The sequence below is a fragment of the Kineococcus vitellinus genome (assembly GCF_009906315.1).
In the GTDB taxonomy this organism is placed as follows: domain Bacteria; phylum Actinomycetota; class Actinomycetes; order Actinomycetales; family Kineococcaceae; genus Kineococcus; species Kineococcus vitellinus.
The window spans coordinates 1-18,152 of record NZ_JAAALL010000067.1 but is presented as its reverse complement, the minus strand read 5'-3'; the positions used below and the strand labels follow the sequence as shown (position 1 = coordinate 18,152).

At 74.8% G+C, this 18,152-nt stretch carries 15 protein-coding genes and 1 pseudogene; 11 read left to right on the top strand and 5 right to left on the bottom strand.

Features of this window, described 5'->3' with window-relative positions; genetic code table 11:
- From GTQ99_RS24325 to GTQ99_RS08470, 3 genes are all read left to right on the top strand, one after another.
- Positions 1-483: ATP-binding protein (locus tag GTQ99_RS24325; protein ID WP_205707058.1), on the top strand; the 483-nt coding region annotated here is incomplete at its 5' end.
- Between the two features lie 405 nt (positions 484-888).
- Complete coding sequence (locus tag GTQ99_RS08475) at positions 889-1,734, top strand: hypothetical protein (RefSeq protein WP_166615301.1); 846 nt, start codon at positions 889-891, stop codon at positions 1,732-1,734.
- A 10-nt stretch (positions 1,735-1,744) separates the two neighbouring features.
- Positions 1,745-5,524: a CHAT domain-containing protein gene (locus GTQ99_RS08470; protein WP_166615300.1), complete on the top strand. Its 3,780-nt coding sequence runs from the start codon at positions 1,745-1,747 to the stop codon at positions 5,522-5,524.
- Here the strand turns inward: GTQ99_RS08470 and GTQ99_RS08465 are convergent.
- The 3 genes from GTQ99_RS08465 to GTQ99_RS08455 are packed head-to-tail and all read right to left on the bottom strand — an operon-like array spanning position 5,521 to position 7,972.
- Positions 5,521-5,799, bottom strand: a complete 279-nt coding sequence (locus GTQ99_RS08465; protein WP_205707057.1) for a hypothetical protein — start codon at positions 5,797-5,799, stop codon at positions 5,521-5,523. The two genes, GTQ99_RS08470 and GTQ99_RS08465, sit on opposite strands and share 4 nt — an antisense overlap.
- Positions 5,796-7,256 carry a SpoIIE family protein phosphatase gene (locus GTQ99_RS26750; RefSeq protein WP_166615299.1) on the bottom strand — a complete coding sequence of 487 codons (1,461 nt, stop codon included), beginning with the start codon at positions 7,254-7,256 and terminating at the stop codon, positions 5,796-5,798. Before GTQ99_RS26750 ends, GTQ99_RS08465 begins: the two co-directional genes overlap by 4 nt.
- A complete protein-coding gene (locus tag GTQ99_RS08455) occupies positions 7,253-7,972 on the bottom strand; it encodes a GAF domain-containing protein (protein ID WP_166615298.1) in 720 nt (239 codons plus the stop codon). Before GTQ99_RS08455 ends, GTQ99_RS26750 begins: the two co-directional genes overlap by 4 nt.
- Positions 7,973-8,170: 198 nt before the next feature.
- Between GTQ99_RS08455 and GTQ99_RS08450 the strand changes: the two genes are divergently transcribed.
- Together GTQ99_RS08450 and hflX are read left to right on the top strand one after the other, a co-directional pair.
- Positions 8,171-9,595 (top strand): M20/M25/M40 family metallo-hydrolase, encoded by a 1,425-nt coding sequence (locus GTQ99_RS08450; protein ID WP_166615297.1) that lies wholly within the window; start codon positions 8,171-8,173, stop codon positions 9,593-9,595.
- A gap of 127 nt (positions 9,596-9,722) precedes the next feature.
- On the top strand, positions 9,723-10,874 hold the full coding sequence (gene hflX / locus GTQ99_RS08445) for a GTPase HflX (RefSeq protein WP_166615296.1): 1,152 nt from the start codon (positions 9,723-9,725) through the stop codon (positions 10,872-10,874).
- A 21-nt stretch (positions 10,875-10,895) separates the two neighbouring features.
- Here hflX and ctaD read toward each other — a convergent pair whose 3' ends face one another.
- Positions 10,896-12,674 carry an aa3-type cytochrome oxidase subunit I gene (ctaD, locus tag GTQ99_RS08440; RefSeq protein WP_420814529.1) on the bottom strand — a complete coding sequence of 593 codons (1,779 nt, stop codon included), beginning with the start codon at positions 12,672-12,674 and terminating at the stop codon, positions 10,896-10,898.
- A 236-nt stretch (positions 12,675-12,910) separates the two neighbouring features.
- Here ctaD and GTQ99_RS08435 point away from each other — a divergent pair, with 236 nt between their 5' ends.
- Positions 12,911-13,495, top strand: coding sequence for a hypothetical protein (locus GTQ99_RS08435; protein ID WP_166615295.1), 585 nt, complete (start codon positions 12,911-12,913; stop codon positions 13,493-13,495).
- A 46-nt stretch (positions 13,496-13,541) separates the two neighbouring features.
- Here the strand turns inward: GTQ99_RS08435 and GTQ99_RS08430 are convergent, their stop codons facing one another.
- Entirely contained in the window at positions 13,542-14,921 is a 1,380-nt protein-coding gene (locus GTQ99_RS08430; protein WP_166615294.1) for an ATP-dependent 6-phosphofructokinase, read from the bottom strand.
- 158 nt (positions 14,922-15,079) lie between these two features.
- Between GTQ99_RS08430 and GTQ99_RS08425 the strand changes: the two genes are divergently transcribed.
- The 5 genes and pseudogenes from GTQ99_RS08425 to GTQ99_RS08405 form a co-directional block, all read left to right on the top strand.
- The gene (locus GTQ99_RS08425; RefSeq protein ID WP_166615293.1) at positions 15,080-15,481 is read left to right on the top strand and encodes an OsmC family protein; all 402 of its coding nucleotides are present in this window, start codon (positions 15,080-15,082) and stop codon (positions 15,479-15,481) included.
- A gap of 131 nt (positions 15,482-15,612) precedes the next feature.
- Positions 15,613-16,446, top strand: a complete 834-nt coding sequence (locus GTQ99_RS08420) for a DUF4397 domain-containing protein (RefSeq protein ID WP_166615292.1) — start codon at positions 15,613-15,615, stop codon at positions 16,444-16,446.
- Entirely contained in the window at positions 16,443-17,138 is a 696-nt protein-coding gene (locus GTQ99_RS26745) for a sortase domain-containing protein (RefSeq protein ID WP_205707056.1), read from the top strand. The genes GTQ99_RS08420 and GTQ99_RS26745 overlap by 4 nt, the downstream gene beginning before the upstream one ends.
- 46 nt (positions 17,139-17,184) lie before the next feature.
- Entirely contained in the window at positions 17,185-17,850 is a 666-nt protein-coding gene (locus GTQ99_RS08410) for a sigma-70 family RNA polymerase sigma factor (RefSeq protein WP_205707055.1), read from the top strand.
- A 7-nt stretch (positions 17,851-17,857) separates the two neighbouring features.
- Positions 17,858-18,152, top strand: a pseudogene (locus tag GTQ99_RS08405) (hypothetical protein); the annotation flags it as partial.

Here is an 18,152-nt window from a genome sequence, read left to right as displayed (position 1 = left end):
GGCGCCGGCACCCCGCTGCGGCTGGACCCGCAGGCCGGTGCGGTCGCCGCCGCCCGCCGCCACGTGCGCCGGCAGCTGCGGGAGCTGGGGGCCGACGCGCTGGAGGAGGCCGCGGAGCTGGGCGTCTCGGAGCTGGTGACCAACGCCGTGCTGCACGCGCGCACCCCGTTCACCGTGACCGTGCGCACCACGCCCGCCGGCGCCGTGCGCGTCGAGGTGGCCGACGCCTCCGAGGCCCCCCTGAAGGAGCGCCGCTTCGGCCTGGGCGCCGCCACCGGTCGCGGGCTGCGGCTGGTGGCGGCGATCTCCTCGGCCTGGGGCGTCGACCCGCTGCCGCCGGGCGGCGGGCCGGGCAAGGTGGTCTGGTTCGAGCCGCGCGAGGACGGCGACGACGGCACCGGCGCGGGTGAGCCGGACCCCGCGGCCGCGGACTGGGCGGCCGGGGACTGGGCGGCCGACGTCGAGGAGCTGCTGGGCGGCTGAGCCGCGCCCGCACTCGCCGAGCCACGGTCGACGTCCGCCGGGTGTCCGGCTGCTCAGCGGCGCTGAGCGCGTCGTGGTTGACCGGCGCAGTCGGGTGGGTGGACCATTGGCGCCTGGTGATCAGCGAGCACCTTCCGGCGGCACTCGCTGCTGGCTTCGCGGAGCTCGCGGACACCGACGTGCACCAGCGGACGTCCGGCGCTCGTTGCTCGCGCACCGGTACGGGCGCTGCCCGAGAGGGCCCACGGGGCGAGTCGGACGAGTGGTGGCTCGAGCGCAGCGGTGGAAGCGCTCCGGGCCCTGACCGGTGCGGTGGTCCTCGAACGCTCCCGCTCTGCGATGCAGCAGGCTCGAGGGTGGCAGGTCCCGCCGCTCGAACCCATGCACGGAGGGACGGTGGTGGCAGTGACCGTCGTCGTGGACGACAGCCGGTGGGCGGGTCTTCCGGGCGTCTTCGAGCTCCTCGAGCGGGGTGTGGGCGCTGATGAGGCGGTCGAAGCCGGTGTATTCCTGCCCCAGGTGCGCGGTGGGCACGTGGATGCCGCCAGGCTTCAGAGGCTCTGGGACTGGCTGCGCGGGTTCCAGCTGCAGAGCGTGCTGTGCGAGCGCCTGCCCATCTGGGTGCCTGTCGTCTCCGTGTGGGTACCCGAGGGGGCGAGCGCTGAGCTCACCTACTCGCGAGGCACGGGGAGGGAACGCAACGCTGAGATCACGGTCTTCGCGGTGGCCGGCTTCGGAGGGGCCAGTCGCCGCGAACTCACGCGCGAGATCCAGGTCGAGATCCACCCAGGCCTGCGCTACGAGACCCGCGCCTACCTCACCGTCCGTCGGTACGCGAACCACTTCGATGAGCAGGTGGATCGCGTGGAGGTGGACTGCTCCGGCGAGGTCGGCGAGTTCCAGTACGTGGATCTGCCCCTCGCCCAGCACCCGTTCTCCGGTGGCGTCGCTGATCTGGACGACCTCACCCGTGCCGGCTGGGCCCTCAGCAGCATCGAGAGATCCGCGAACCGGACCGATCCCGTCACAGTGACCCACAGCAGCACGTCGGTTCGTTCGTGGAAGGTGGGCTTGACCCAGGAGATCCCAGGCCTCTCGGCGCCGATCAAGCTCGGGGTGAGCGCTCAGGCGACTGATGCGTTCCAGACGGCGTACACCTTGCCGGGAGGGCGCGACTACGCCTTCTGCGCGCCTTCGGGAGAGCTGCCCATCGCGCCCGTCTGCGTCAGTGTGGGCAGCCCCCGTGCTTAGCCCCCGCACGATGGCTGGGCAGGTCCACCTGCAGCGGTACCACAGCGCCGGTGCCCGCTTCCTGCGATCCGCTCGACAGGACCTCGACGCCGTCCGCGAACAGGCCCAGGCCCTCCAAGCCCTCCTCGAGCGTGAGCCGGACTACGCGATGCAGGCGCGCCAGCTCGCGGTCCACTGCGCCATCGGGGCCTGGCCGGCCGTGCCGACGGACGTGGCCGCGGACCTGGCGCGCGTGGGGCTCGCCGCAGAGCTGATGGTGCCACGGCTGCGCAGCCGATCGGCGCTGACGGCCCTGCTGCACGTGACGCTCGCCACCTCGCACCTCGCGGCCGGGGAGCGGATCCACGGGTTGCGCACCCTGCGGGAGGCGGACGAACAGCTGCAGGCGATCGGCGACGGGGATCGCCTGGCCCAACTCGTCCGAGCTTGGCTCATGCTGCTGCGAGGCCAGCTCGAAGAGCTCGGCCGTGAGTCGGTCAACGCCGCGGCCGCCTACGCAGCAGCTCTCTCATCCCTGGACCGCGTGCTGCAGGACCCGGCAGGTCGCCGGGAGCTTGGCGACTGCTGGATCGATCAGGTCTTCGGCCCGCGTGACTCCACGATCGCGGACCAAGAGGACGCATTGGCCTCAACCGCCTTCACGCTGTTCTCACTGGTGCGCGCCAGCGCGCTGAGCGGACTGTTCCGCACCGGTCAGCCGGACGAGGCTGTCACGCGTGAGCTGTGCGAAGGCTCTGGCGGCGCAGGTCTGGGGGTGGCGGTGCCTCCCTTGCTGTACCAGCCCGCGCTGGCTGGGTTGGGCGTGGACGACGCCGTGCGCGTCGGTGAAGCGCTGGCCGCGAACGCCGTCCAGGCGATCGCTCTGCCTCCAGAGGCGCTCGAGGGGCTCGCACCCTGGATCCGCGAGCAGCTGGAGGCGCTGCAGACGCAGTCGGCCTCGGCCGCGCCTGACTCCGACTGGGCGTTGGCCATCGCCCTGGGGGTTGCGCGTGCCGCGGAGCGCGACGGCGACGTGCCGGCGGCCGCCCGCGGCTTCAGCCAGGCGGTGCAGCTCGCGCTGGACGATCGGCGAGCGGTGGCCGTGGCACTGGCGCTGGGTGAGTTCGCCGCTTTCCTCAGCCGCCGTGCGGACGAGAAGTCCACGGCGGCCGCAGAGCGCTTCTTGCACGTCCTCGGCTTGGCTCGTGCCGCCGACCGCGAAGCCTTCGACGATCTGCGGATCCGCGCTCTGCTGGACGACGTGCTGGACGATCTGATCGCCGCGGAGCTGGCACGCGGCGGATCGTGGCAGGAGCCGCAGCGCAGGCGCCGCCTGAGCGTCCTGCTCGACCTCGAGCGGCGGCACGACCTGCCTGCCCTCGAGGGCTCCTCGCGAGCAGGTGAGGCGGTGGCCCTCGATCTGGCCGAGGAGGGGCTGCACGCTCTCAGCGACACCCTGGGCCGCATCCAGCTGGCCCTGGCCGAGCACCCCGGTGCAGGCGCGCTCGTCGAGGCGGGCCTGCACCGTCGCCCCCACCTGCTGTGGATCGATGCCGTCTCGATCGCCGCACATGCGCTGGACCCCGCGTACGCCGCCGCCTCGGCCGAGCTGGAGCGGGCCGCTGAGAACGCTTCGTGGATGGGGCAGCACGGCGCTGCTGCCCTGGCCCGCGCGGCGCAGCGCCTGCACCGGATCCTGCCGGCGCCGGTCCGTGACGCGCTGGCACGCACCTCGACCGTGCTCCTGGCCCCGGACGTCGAAGTCGCCCACCCCCTCCCCTACGAGCTGCTGCACGACGGTGAGGACCACCTGCTCGCCACGACCGTCCTGGCCCGGTTCAGCTCCCTGACCCACCTGGCCCGCACGCTGGACACCCGCACCGCGCGCCCGGTCCCGCACCGCGCCCTGGTGCTGGCCGCCCCCACGGCGCGAGCCGGGGAGCCGCTGGTCAACGCCGAGGCCGAGCAGGTCTCGGTGCGCAGCCAGCTGCGCCTGTCCGGGTTCGACGCCCCGGAGGTCGCCGAGTCCCGACTCACTGCGGAGTACGTGCTCGAACGCCTCCCCCACGTCGACGTGCTGCACGTGGCCGCCCACGGTCAGGTCGAGGCCGGCACGGAGTACCTGGAGCTGCCTGCAGCTGAGCGGCTGACCGTCGACGATCTGCGGGCGTGCCGTCGACGGCGCCTGCCGTTCGTGTACCTGAACACCTGCCAGCTGGGCCGCACCCGCTACCTGGGGGGCGGGCAGGCCCGCGGGCTGGCCTTCACCCTCTCCGAGCTGGGCGCTCCGGCGGTGCTGGCCAACACGGCCGACGTCCTCGACGACGCTTCGATGACCTTGGCGATCGCCTTCTACCGCGAGGCGCTGCACCAGGACGTCGGCTCCGCCCTGCTGGCGGCTCGGCGATCGGTGCTGGCTTCCGGGCAGGCAGCCGGCGAGGTGGCCCGCGTCGTCGTCTACGGCGACCCTTGGCACTGCCTCGCCGGTGCAGGCCCCGGCGAGGGGGCGAGCGATCCGGCTGACGACGAGGCCGCACAGGTGCTGCGAGCCTTCAGCGGTGACCCGGCGCAGGAGATCGACCAGAAGGTCTGGCAGCGCGCGGTGCGGGCCAGCGCCGCGGGGACAGCTGGCCCGCGAACGCGTGCTGCCACCGCTCTCGTCGCTGCCACGAGCCAAGCCGGTGAGGACGACCCCGCCCTGCTGCTGCGCCTGGTGCCGCTGGCGGACGAGCTCGTGTGCCCGCAGGCCAGCGCCCTGCTGCGGGCCCAGGCCGCCCGGGTGTCGGCGGCTGGTGGCGACGTGGACCCGGAGCTGCTCGAGGACGCGATAGCGCACCTGCTACCCCTGCAGGACACCCCTGGCATCTGGCCGGCGCTGCTGGCTTCCCTGCGCGGCACGCTGCGGCGTCAGCGCCTGCGCGAGCGCGGGTTCGCGTTCGAGCGGATGGGTCCTGGTCACGACGTGCCGGATGCAGGCGTCGACACGTTGGTCGACCTCCTCCTCGCCGGCCAGCAGGCCGACGAGGAGGAGAGGGGAGCGGTGCGGCTCAGGTCGATCGAACGCGACCTCGACGACGTCGCCTGGAACGCCGTGGTCCTCGGGCACCCCAACCGCTTCGAGGACCCACCGGAAGCGAGCGCCTGCTGCCGCTTGCTGGCCCGCAAGCTGGTCGAGCGAGGTCACGTGGACAGGGAGCTCGAGCCGGTGGCCCACGTGTCGCTGACCGGGCTGCTGCGGTTCCTGTGGTCCACGCAGAAGGCGCCCCACCTCGAGCACGAGCTCGCTCGGGGCCAGAGCGACACCCTCGTCGCCTTCCTGCGTGCTCTGCCTGAGCGCTGGGACCAGCTCGTGCGCTCACCGCAGGGCCCTGACCTGCTCGCTCTCCCCGGCCGGCTCGCCGCTGCTCTGGCGGCGGTGGACGCGGCGGCGTGGGAAGACGTGCACGAGGTGCTCGAGCAGGAGCTCGGGCCCTTGGCGATCGAGGCGCGCACGCTCCTGGGACGCGTACCAGGGCACCTGGTGGCCTTCGCGGCAGCATTCACCAGCGGGACGATCTTGACGCGCAACACCTACTCGTCCCTCGAGGGTCAAGACGAAGCCTTCGAGGCGATGGAGGCCTTGCACCAGCACATCGAGCGGGACAACGACGCTCGCTACTCCCTGCTGCTCGCGGAGGGCTTCCGCGGCGTGCGCGAGGCGGCCGGCGATGAGCTCGATCGGTGGCGGCACGAGGGCTCCTGGGTAAGCACCTCGGTCGGCGCGGTCACGTCCGGGGACCGCGCTGCCGCACGATCCACCGGACAGGTCTAGGGCCGCGGATCGCTGCGCGTCCACCGCTTCCCGCCGCGGCGGCCGCCCGTGGCCGCCTGGCAGCGCGGGCAGCTCCAGCGGACCGCGTCCGCGCTGCCCCCGGTGACCGGGTCGGTGTCGGTGAAGTCGACGTGCGGGAAGCGGTGCAGGCCGGCGCGCTTGAGCGGGATCCCGCAGGCGGTCTGGTTCTGCCCGGGTTCCCAGGCGTGGACCTCCCCCGCCGGCATCCGGCTGCCCTCGTCCGGGAACCACGTCCCGCTCGCCGCCACCTTCACCGCGCACCTCCCGGTCCCCGCCACTGCGCCAGCAGCACGGTCGCGTCGTCCTGCAGCAGACCACCCTGGTGCTCCAGCACCGCCTGGACCAGCCGGCGGACGGTCTCCGCCGGGCCGAACGTCGTCAAGGCGGCGCGCTCGAGGAAGTCGACGAGCCGCTCGGTGCCGAAGAACTCCCCCGCCGCCGAGCGGGCCTCCACGATCCCGTCGGTGAACAGCGCCAGGCGGTCGCCCGGCTGCAGCGCCTCCTGGCCCAGCACCGGCGCCTGCGGAGGCAGCCCGAAGGGCGTGCGCCGCCCGCCCGCGACCTCGCCGACGACCCGGCCCTCGCGCAGCAGCAACGGCGGCGGGTGCCCCGCGCACACCGAGCGCAGGGTGCCGTCGGCGCGGTCCAGGCGCAGCAGCACACCGGTGACCAGGGCGTCGGGGAACTGCTCGGCGACGACCTCGTCGATCGCGGTGGCCTGCGCCGGCAGGTCCGCCCCGCCGCGCCGGGCGCTGCGGTAGGCGGCGACCGCGGCGGTGGCGATGAGCCCGGCGCGCAGCGAGTGCCCCATCGCGTCGAAGACCGCCAGGTGCACCGCGTCGTGCGTCACCGCGTGGTCGAAGACGTCACCGCCGACGTCGTCGGCCGGTTCCACCAGGCCGCTGACGACGACCTCGCCGACGTCGGCGGTCAGCGGCGGCAGCAACCGCCACACCAGCTCGGCGGCCGCGGTGCGCCGGCGGCTGCGGCGCACCGCGTCGACGGTGTCGCCGTGCCGGTCGGCGGCGCCGACCAGGTGCGCCACCAGCCGGGCCAGCAGCTCGCAGTCCGCGCGCAGCCGCGGGTCGCCCAGCGCGCGCCGCGAGGTGGGCACGACGTCGAGCACCCCGATGGTCTCGGCGCCGTCGACGAGCGGGACCCACCAGCGCGGGCGCGGGCCGGTCAGCGCGGTCTGCGTGCGTCCCCAGCGGAAGGCGCGCCCGGGCAGCGTGCGCTCCACCGCCAGCGGCCCGCGGCGGCGCTCGCGCGGCGGCGGGTCGCACGGCACGAGCAGGCGCTGCTGGTAGTCCACGAGGTAGACGACGACCTGCACGCCCAGCGCCCGGCCGGCCTCGGCGGCCACCGCGCCGATCTCGCCGGCCACCACGCGGCGGGTCCCCTCCAGCAGCGTGCTCACGGCCTGCAGGGCGGCGCCCCGGCCGACGTGCACGGGGTGGGCCAGCGGGACGCGCGAGGCCGCCAGCCGCTGCCCGAGGCGCTCGTTGGCGCTGTGCGCGAGCAGGTCCCGCTCCGCCTCGGGCAGCGGGCCGCCGCCGAGGAAGCCCTCCACCTCGTCGGGCCCGGCGGTGCCCCCGTGCGCGAAGTAGCGCAGCCAGACCTCGTCGAGGTCCGCCTCGCCGAGCCGCAGCACCCGCTGCAGGGCCTGGCGCTGCAGGTCCTGCACCCGGCCCGGCTGCGGGCCGGCGCTCACGGGCGGCGGCGGGCGGCGGCGTCGACGACCGCGCGCGCCACCACGTGCAGCGGGCGGCCGGACTCCTCCGCCTGGGCGGCCAGCACGGCCAGGGCGGTGCGCTCGTCGACGCGCTCGCGCTCCACGAGGACCCCGCGGGCGGTGTTGACGACGTCGCGCGAGCGCAGGGCGCCCCTGAGCTCCGCACTGAGGTGGCGGCCGCGCTCGGCGGCCCGCAGCGCCGCCTGCAGCACCGCGGCCTGCGCGGCGTAGAGCGCCAGCAGCCGCTCGCTGCGCGCGTCGAAGGCGTGCGGGGCCCGGCTGTAGACCTTCACCGCCCCCAGCACCGCGTCCCCGGCCACGAGCGGGCTGCTGAGCACCGAGCGCAGCCCCAGGGCGTCCACGCCGACCGCCCAGCGCGGCCAGCGCACGTCGGTGCGCGCGTCGTCGACGAGGGTGCGCCCGCGCCGTGCCACGGCGTCCAGGCAGGGCCCCTCGCCGGCGTCGTACTGCAGCTCGTCGGCCCGCGCCGCGAGCTCGTCGCTGGCCACCGACGTGCTGCCGCGCCCGACGGCGTCGAGCACCGTGACGGCGCAGGCGTCGGCGCCGGGCACCGTCTCCAGCACCACCTCGACGAGCAGCCGCAGCGTCGCCTCGACCGTGCCGGGCGCCATCATCGCGCCCGCGCTGCGCGCCACGACCAGGGACAGCTCCTCCACGGGAGTCAGCTGGTCCACCCCGACCACCTCCTGGACCTCAGGAGTTCACCCACCGGACAGCCGCCGGTTGGACTGGTTCCGAACCCTACGCGCGAGCGTGGCAGCGGCAACCGGTACCGGGCGCCGCCCCGGCTGGCGACCGCGACCGGCGGGTGGTCGCATGGTCGTGGGAGTCCAGCAGCGGGGCCGACCCGACGACGGAGCGGAGCAGCACCGATGACGACCCCCACCACTCCCGCCGGCCCCGCCTCCGCTGCCGAGGAGCTGGCGGCGCTGCGCGAGCACGTCGACGCCACCCGCGACGAGCTGCTGGAGCACCTCGTCGGCTGGGTGCGGATCCGCTCGGTGTCGGCGAACCCGGACAACTCCCCCGACATGGTCCGCTCGGCGCACTGGCTGGCCGGGGTGCTGCGCGAGACCGGCTTCCCCGAGGTGGAGGTGTGGCGCACCGACGGCGCACCGGCCGTCTTCGCCCGCTGGCACGGCGCCCCCGGCGCCCCCACCGTCCTCGTCTACGGCCACCACGACGTGCGCCCCGTCGAGGACGACCACTGGGAGCAGTGCCCGCCCTTCGAGCCGGCGCTGCGCGACGGGCGGCTGTGGGGTCGCGGCACCTCCGACGACAAGGGGCAGGTCCTGGCGCACGTGTGGGCGGTGCGCGCGCACCTGGCCGCCACCGGCCGCACCGCGCCCGCGGTGAACCTGACGTTCCTCGTCGAGGGCGAGGAGGAGAGCAGCTCCGTGCACCTGGCCGGGTTGCTGGAGCAGGAGCGGGAGCGGCTGGGCGCCGACCTCGTGCTGCTCTCCGACACGATGACGTGGGCCGCGGACGAGCCGGCGGTCTGCACCGGCGTGCGCGGGTCGATCAGCGCGACGCTGGAGGTCCTGGGCCCGTACCGCGACGTGCACTCCGGAGCGGTGTCCGGCCCCGCGCCGAACCCCGTCCTGGAGCTGTCGCGCCTGCTGGCGCAGCTGCACGACGAGGACGGCCGGATCACGCTGCCGGGCTTCTACGACGACGTCGCGGAGGTCTCCGCCGCCGAGCGCGAGGGCCTGCGGGCGCTGCCCTGGGACGAGGGGGCGTGGCTGGAGCGCAGCAGCACCCGCTCGGTCGGCGGTGAGCGCGGGTTCTCGGTGCCGGAGCGGCTGTACGTGCGCCCGGCCGTGGAGGTGACCGCGCTGCTGGCCGGTGACCCCGTGGGCCCCTCGCAGGGGGCGATCCCCTCGATGGCGACGGCCGAGATCAGCTTCCGCACCGTGCCCGACCAGACCGTCGCCGGCGTGGCCGAGCAGGTGCGGCGCTGGGTCGCCGAGCGCATCGACGACCGCTTCGCGTACCGGCTGGAGGTCCCCGAGGAGAAGGGGCAGCAGCCGTACGTCACCCCCGAGGACCTGCCCGCCCTGGCGCAGCTGCGCGCCGCGAGCGAGGAGGTGTGGCAGCGCCCGGTGGGCCGGATGCGCAACGCGGGCGGCTCCCCGGCCGAGCTGCTCGCCCGCTCCCTCGGCGTCCCGGTGCTCTTCTTCGGCACCGGCGCCCCGGAGGACAACTGGCACGACAGCGACGAGAGCGTGTCCGTGGACCTGCTGCTCAAGGGCGTCCTGACGCTGGCCCGCTTCTGGTCGCGGACGGGCACCGCGTGAGCCCCCCGGCCACCGCGCCCGCGGTGGCCGCGGTGGCCGGGGCCGGTGCGGCTGCCTACGCTGGTGGCCGGTCGAAGCGGGGCCCGAGGACCGCGGCGCTGCGGCGCCGCCGGCCGAGGAGGACACCGTGCCCGGAGCGTGGTTGCTCGGAACGACCCAGGCCGGCCGCGAGGCCGCCACCGGCGAGGAACCGTTGCGCGCCGTCGCGGTCGCCGTCGACACCGGCGAGCACGACCTGGACAGCTCGCTGCGGGAGCTGCACCGGCTGGCCGACACCGACGGCGTGCAGGTCGCCGAGGACGTGCGGCAGGCGCGCCAGCACGCCGACCCGGTGACCTACGTCGGCCGCGGCAAGGTCGCCGACGTCGCCGCGGCCGTGGAGCGCACGGGCGCCGGGATCGTCATCGCCGACGACGAGCTGACCCCCGCCCAGGTGCGCACGCTGGAGGGCGAGCTGGGGGTGCGCGTCGTGGACCGGACCGCGCTCGTGCTCGACATCTTCGCCCAGCACGCCCGCAGCAGCGAGGGCCGCACCCAGGTGGAGCTGGCGCAGATCGCCTACCAGCTGCCCCGCCTGCGCGGTGGCGCGCGCAACCTCTCCCGCGTCGGCGGCGGCCGGGTCGCGGGCGGCCAGGGCATCGGCGTCCGCGGTCCCGGCGAGACCCGCCTGGAGTCCGAGCGCCGCCGGTTGCGCCGGCGCGCGAACGACCTGCGGCGCACGGCCTCGGGCATCGCCGACCGCCGGCAGCGCACCCGCGATCGCCGCGCCCGCAACGACGTCCCGTCGGCAGCGCTCACCGGCTACACCGACGTGGGCAAGTCCGCCCTGCTCAACGCCCTGGCGGGCGCCGACGTCGAGGTGCGCGGCGAGCTGTTCGCGACGCTGGACCCGACGGTGCGCCGCGTGGTCGTCGACGGCACCGGGTTCACGGTCACCGACACCGTCGGGTTCATCCGCAACCTGCCGCACCAACTCGTCGACGCGTTCCGCTCGACGCTGGAGGAGGTCGCGCAGGCCGACCTCGCCGTCCACGTCGTCGACGCCGCCGCGCCCGACGCGGTCTCCCGCGTCAGCACCGTGCGCGGCGTGCTGCGCGAGATCGGTGCCGCGGACGTGCCCGAGCTGCTCGTCCTCAACAAGGTCGACATCGCCCCGCCGGACTGGGTGGAGGCGCTGCGCCGGATCTACCCCGACGCGCGGTGCGTGTCCGCGCTCACGGGCGAGGGCGTCGCGGAACTGCGCGAGGACCTCGCCCACCGGCTGCACCGCGAGCGGTGAGCGCGGCGCCCGGGCCGCCCGTCAGCGGTCGCGGTCCGGGCGCTCGCGCTGCGGGCCGTCGTGGTGCCCGCCCACGTCCTCGGTGCGGCCGGTGCGCTCGGAACCGCCGTAGACGGCCTGCAGCAGGTTGCCGCCCTCGTCGCCGCCGTGGGCGTCGTGCTCGACGGCCTCGGGGTGGTGCAGGTCGAAGGCGGGGCGCTCGGAGCGGATGCGCGGCAGCGAGACGAAGTTGTGCCGCGGCGGCGGGCAGGAGGTCGCCCACTCCAGCCCCATCCCGAAGCCCCACGGGTCGTCCACCGTGACGCGCTCGCCGTAGCGGGCGGTGCGGTAGACGTTCCAGAAGAACGCCAGGAAGGACAGCCCGAGGACGAAGGACCCGATCGTGGAGATCTGGTGCATCGCCGTGAACCCCTCACCGGGCAGGTAGTCCGCGTAGCGGCGCGGCATGCCCGCCGCCCCCAGCCAGTGCTGGATGAGGAAGGTGGTGTGGAAACCGACGAACAGCAGCCAGAAGTGCACCTTCCCCCAACCCTCGTGCAGCATCTTGCCGGTGAACTTCGGCCACCAGAAGTGGAACCCCGCGAACATCGCGAAGACGACGGTGCCGAAGACGACGTAGTGGAAGTGCGCCACCACGAAGTAGGAGTCCGAGAGCTGGAAGTCCAGCGGCGGCGAGCCGAGGATCACCCCCGTCAGGCCGCCGAAGAGGAAGGTGACCAGGAAGCCGACGGCCCACAGCATCGGGGTGTCCATCGTGAGCGAACCGCGCCACATGGTGCCGATCCAGGTGAAGAACTTCAGCCCCGTGGGCACGGCGATGAGCATCGTCATGAAGGCGAAGAAGGGCAGCAGGACCTTGCCGGTGACGTACATGTGGTGCGCCCACACGGCCGTGGAGAGGCCGGCGATGGAGATGGTCGCGAAGACCAGGCCCTTGTAGCCGAAGACCGGCTTGCGGCTGAAGACCGGGATGACCTCGGTGATGATGCCGAAGAACGGCAGCGCGATGATGTAGACCTCGGGGTGGCCGAAGAACCAGAACAGGTGCTGCCACAGGATCGGCCCGCCGTTGGCGGCCTCGAAGACGTGCGCGCCCATGATGCGGTCGGCGGCCATCGCCAGCAGCGCGGCGGCCAGCACCGGGAAGGCCATGAGCACGAGCACGCTGGTGATGAGGACGTTCCAGGTGAAGATCGGCATCCGGAACATCGTCAGCCCCGGCGCGCGCATGCAGATGATCGTGGTGACGAAGTTGACCGCGCCGAGGATGGTGCCGAAGCCGGAGAAGGCCAGGCCCATCACCCACAGGTTGCCGCCCAGGCCGGGCGAGTGGACGACGTCGGAGAGCGGGGCGTAGGCGAACCAGCCGAAGGAGGCCGCGCCGCCGGGGGTGAGGTACCCCATTCCCGCGATGAGGCCGCCGAAGAGGTAGAGCCAGTAGGCGAACATGTTCAGCCGGGGGAAGGCGACGTCCGGGGAGCCGATCTGCAGCGGCATGATCGCGTTGGCGAAGGCCGCGAACAGCGGGGTGGCGAACAGCAGCAGCATGATCGTGCCGTGCATGGTGAACGACTGGTTGTACTCGTTCTTGGTGGCGAAGACCTGCATGCCGGGCTCGAAGAGCTCCGCGCGGATGAGGAGGGCCAGCACGCCGCCGATCAGGAACCAGGCGAAGGAGGTGACGAAGTACAGGTTGCCGATGACCTTGTGGTCGGTGCTCGACATCCAGCCGGCGATCACCGAGCCGCGGCGACGCGGCACGACGGCGCCCAGGGGCTGGCGGGACAGCGGCGCCCCCATGGCGGTGCGCGGCATCGTGGGGTGCGTCGTCATGGGCGTTCCCGGAGGGGTGTGCGGACGCCCGCGCGGCTGCAGGCGTGTCCGTGGACGCCCCGAGCATGCTCGCCCCGAGTGGCGGGGCGCAAGCGCCACCGGCACGATCGGAGCCCGGTCGAACCGCGGCCGACCGGGACCCGCCGCAGGAGTCCCGGCGCCCGCGCCCACCCCGAGCAGCACCCGCGACCCCTGGAGGAACCATGGCCTCGGCCGACGACCACACCCTCGCCCAGTCCGCGCACGACCTCGCCTCCGCGCTGTGGTTCGGCGGCGCCGTCATGGGCGTCGCGGGCGTCAACAAGTCCGGCGCCGACCTCAGCGTCGGCCGCGACCGCATCGCCGTCGCGGCCTCCGCCTGGAACCGCTTCGCCCCGGCGGAGTGGGCGAGCATCGCGACGGTCCTGGCGACCGGCTCGCAGCTGACCCGCTCCAGCAGCCAGCGCCTGGCGCTGCAGCAGGGCTACGCCAGCACCGGCGCACTGAAGGTCGGCTTCGTGCTGGCCGGCGCGGCCGCGACGGCGTACGCCACCTTCGCCGGGCAGAAGATCGCCAAGGCGGCGGAGGCGGCCGAGCAGCGCGGCGAGCCGGTGTCGGTCAAGGACGCGACGATCCCCACCGCCAACACCCCCGCGGACGTGGCGAAGTGGCAGCGCCGCCAGCGCGTCGCGCAGTTCCTGCCCGTGCTGTGCGCGGCGGGGAACATCGTCTGCAACGCCAAGCTCGTGCAGTCCTACCGGGTGGGCGCCACGGCCTCCGGCGTCCTCGGGCGCCTGCACCTGAACTGACGCCCGCACCCGGGGCGCACCCGGTCCCGCGCGCCCGCGGAGCGGGTCACTGGCCGCCGAAGGCCGTGACCTGCTCCGCGGCGAAGTCGCCGAACGACCACGGCTGGCCCGTGGCCTCCAGCACCGACCACCACAGGTCCCCGTGCGGGTCGACCTGGTTGCGGGCCGAGACCGCCAGCGCGATGGGGATGTGCACGAACCGCCGCCGCCAGCGGCCGACGACCATGTTCGTGCGCCCGGCCATCGCCGCGTGCGCGGCCGCGTGCGCCAGCCGGATGCAGTAGACGCTGTCGTACGGGTTCGCCGGGACGCTGCGGATGACGTAGCTGGGGTCGATGTAGCGCATGTTGAGCTCGAGGTCGTGCTTGGCGAAGTCCTCGGTGATCGCCTGGCGCAGCAGCCTGCCGACGTCCTGCAGCTTCTTGTTGCCCGAGGCGTCGGTGAGGTTGTCCTCGTCGAACAGCTCCTGCCCGGCGCCCTCGGCGGCCACGACGAGGGCGTGACCCTGGGCGGAGACCTTCTCGCGCAGCCGCTCCAGGAAGCCGCCCGGGCCCTCCATGGTGAACGGCACCTCGGGGATGAGCACGAAGTCGGCGTCGTTCTGCGCCAGCGCCGCGTAGCAGGCGATGAAGCCCGAGTGCCGGCCCATGAGCTTGACGATGCTCACGCCGTTGGGCGCCGTGCGCGCCTCGACCTTGGCCGAGCGGATCGAGCGGGTCGCCTCGCTGAAGGCGGACTGGAACCCGAAGCTCTGGTCGATGAACGGGATGTCGTTGTCGATGGTCTTCGGCACACCGACGACCGCGATCTTCAGGCCCCGCGCCTTGATCTCGGCGGAGACCTTCTGCGCCCCGCGCATCGTCCCGTCGCCGCCGATGACGAAGAGGATGCCGATGCCCATGCGCTCCAGGCAGTCGACGACCTCGACGGCGTCCTGCTGACCGCGCGAGGTGCCGAGGATGGTGCCGCCCTCGCCGTCGATGTTCTCCACGGCCTGCGGGGTCAGGTCGACGACGTCGTGGCCGTAGCGGGGCACGAAGCCCTGGTAGCCGTTCTTGAAGCCGTAGATGCGCCGGACGCCGTAGTGGTTGGTCAGCTCCGTGACGAGCCCGCGGATGACGTTGTTGATGCCCGGGCACAGCCCGCCGCAGGTGACGATGCCGACGCGCGTCTTGGCGGGGTCGAAGAAGATCTTCTTGCGCGGGCCCGTGGGCTCCAGGCTCGGCAGGTCCTCCAGGTCGCCCTCGCGCCGGGACACCTTGGAGAGGGTGTCGTCGAAGAGCACGCGGTCGGTCTCGTCGATGTAGTGGTGCGTGGTGCGCCGCGCCTGCAGGCGCGGGGCGAGCGGTGAGTCGACCGTGCACGGTCCGAGGGTCTCGACGGTGAAGTCGATGGCACCCCCGGTGCGGCCGGTGGTCTCCTCCATCTGCGCAGGTCCTCTCGTCGCGGCGGGCGGCGTCAGGGCCATCATCGGGCACACCCCCCGCACCGCCCGGCGGCGGGGTCGCGGGTGCGCCGGGGACGGGCCCGCGGGCGCCTCATGATCACCGCGCGGGCACCGCGGGCCGCCCGTAGCGTCGGAGCATGGCTACCGACCTGTACACGGCCGTCGTCACCGCCACTGAGGGCTCGGCCCGCTCCGACGACGGCGCGCTGACCGTCGACGTGCACGAGCCGAAGGACCTCAAGGGCACCGGCGAGGGCACCAACCCCGAGCAGCTCATGGCGGCCGCGCTGGGCAGCTGCCTGCTGGAGTCGCTGAAGATCGCCTCCTCCACCGCCGGCGGCAGCGCCGAGGGCGCCAGCGTGGAGTCGAGGGTGACGCTGGCCGAGGCCGACGGCCCGGGCTACACGGCGCGCTACGCCCTGACCGTCACGCTGCCGGACGCGGGCGCCGACCCGCAGGACGTGCTCGAGCAGGCGCTGTCCATCTGCCCGTTCACCAAGACCATCGACGCCGCCGCGCTCGACGTGCAGCTCGCCTGAGCCCGTCGCGGGGCCCCGCGCGGAACCCGCGCGGAACTCCCCGCCGCCGGGTGCATCCAGGAGGGCCCCGGCGGCGGAAGGAGGGGTGAACGGGTCGCACCGGGCGACCCGCCTCCCCTCCAGGAGCAGCCATGCGATCCACCCGCGCCCGCGCCGCCGCCCTGCTCGCCGCCCCCGTCGTGGGGCTCTCGCTGCCGGTGGCCGCCGCCGGCACCGCCTCGGCGGCCACCGGCAGCGCCACCGTCTCGGTCCTGCACGCGGTCCCCGGTCTGACCGTGGACGTGTACGCCAACGCCTCCGAGCTCATCCCCGACTTCGAGCCCGGGACCCTCACCGACCCGCAGCAGCTGCCGGCCGGCAGCTACGACCTCGCCGTCTACCCGGCCGGGGCGGACCCGGCGAGCACCCAGCCGGCGATCAGCGCCAACGGCGTGCAGGTGCCCGCCGGCGCGAACGTCACCGTCGTCGCGCACCTGGACGCCGCGGGTGCGCCCACGCTCACGCCGTTCGTCAACACCCCCGCCGACCTCGCCGCCGGGCAGGCCGAGCTGACCGTCCGCCACGTCGCCGCCGCCCCGGCCGTCGACGTGCGCGCCGGCGGGCAGCCCGTCCTGACCGGTCTGACCAACCCCGGCGAGGCCAGCGTCACCGTGCCCGCGGGGACGGTGAGCGCCGACGTGGTGCTGGCCGGCACCACCCAGGTCGCGCTCGGCCCGGCCGACCTGAGCCTGGAGGAGGGCGCCGAGACGATCGTCTACGCCTGGGGCTCGGCGGAGGCCGCCAACCTCGCGCTCGCCACCCAGGTCGTCTCCGGCGGCGGGTCCGCCCCCGGCGGGGTCCCCTCCGGCGAGGCGGGCCTGGCCGACGGCGGCTGGCCGGCGTGGACCGCCGGTGCCGGTGGGCTCGCCCTCGGCGGTGCGGCCCTGCTGGCGCTGTCCGTGCGGCGCAGCCGCGCGGCGGCGTGAGGCGCGCAGCCCCCCTGCTGGCTCCCGCCCTGGCGCTGTCCGGCGTCGCGCTGCTGGGCGGGTGGTGGCAGGCCCGGCCCGACGACGGGTTCAGCGTCGCCCCCGCCCCGGCGGCGGTCGCGGCACCGGTCCTCGCGACCGGTGCCGCGGCGGCACCCCCCGCTGCGGCGCCCCCCGCCGCGGCAGCACCGACGACGCCGCCGGCGGCGGTCGTCGCACGCCGCGACGCCGCCCCGGTGCCGCCGCGACCGGTGCCCGTCCCCGTGCGGCTGCGGGTGGCCGACCTCGGCGTCGACGCCCCGGTGGACGCTGTGGGCGTGGACGCCGAGGGCGTCCTGGAGGTGCCCGCGGACGGGGACCGGGTCGGCTGGTACCGCTGGAGCGCAGCACCCGGCGCACCCGGCGGCACCGTCCTCGCCGGCCACGTCGACACCCTCGCCGAGGGCCCGGGAGCGCTGTACGAGCTGGCGGCGGTGGAGCCGGGGACGGTCGTCGAGGTCGTCCTCGACGACGGCTCCACCCGGGCCTACGCGGTCGTCGAGCGGCGCTCGCACCCCAAGTCCGAGCTGCCGGCGGAGCTGTTCACCCGCAGCGGCCCGTCCACCCTCGTCCTCGTCACCTGCGGCGGCCGCTTCGACGAGGAGACCCGCACCTACGCCGACAACGTCGTGGTGCGCGCCTCGCCGGTGTGAGCCGAAACCTCGCGCGGGAGCGGCCCGCGTCCGTACGGTGTGCTGCGTGATCCGTCGTGCCGACGTCGGCCGGGCGCGCGCTGCGCGCGCGCCGCTCGACGTCGAGCCCGCCGCGGGGGTGCCGATGGCCGACGGCGTGCCCCCGAGCGGTCTGGGCGGGGCCGGCGACGAGCAGGTGGCGGCGGCGCTGGTCGCCGGGGACGAGCGGGCGCTGGCGGAGGCCTTCGCCCGCTGGGCCCCCCTGGTCCACGGCGTCGCCCGGCGGCGGCTGGCCCCCGAGGACGCCCAGGACGTCGTGCAGGCCGTGTTCGTCGCGGCCTGGCGCTCGCGGGAGCGCTTCGACCCCGCGCGCGCCTCGCTGCCCGCGTGGCTGGTGGGCATCGCCCGCCACCGCACGGCCGACGTGCTCGCCGCCCGCAGCCGCACCGAGGTCCCCACCGACCCCGGGGGCTTCGGCGACGGCCCGGGCGGCGGGTTCGGCGGCAGCCACGACCCGCACGAGCTGGCCGCCGAGCGGATCGTGCTGCTCGACGAGGTGGAGCACCTCGACGAGCCGCAGCGCACGCTGGTGCGGCTGGCCTTCTTCGAGGAGCTGACCCACGGCGAGATCGCCGAACGGACGGACCTGCCACTGGGTACCGTGAAGAGCCACCTCCGGCGCTCGCTGCGCCGGCTGCGGGCACGGCTGGAGGACGACGGTGCGGGTTCCTGAGGAGGGTGTGGCCACGGACCACCTGTCCGAGGACCGCGCCGTCGACGTCGCGCTGGGCGAGCAGCCCGGCGAGGAGGAGCGCACCCACCTGGCCGGCTGCGCGCGCTGCCGCGAGGAGGTGGAGGGCTGGAGCTCGCTGGGGCGCACCGCCCGCTCCGAGCAGCGCGTCGAGCCCGTCGCCGTGCCCGCGGGCACCTGGGCCGCGGTCGCCCGGGCCGCCGGCGTGAGCGCCGACCCGCGCGCCGCCTCCTCCACCGGCACCCCCACGGGCACCCCGGACGGCTCCCCCAGCGGGGTCGGCG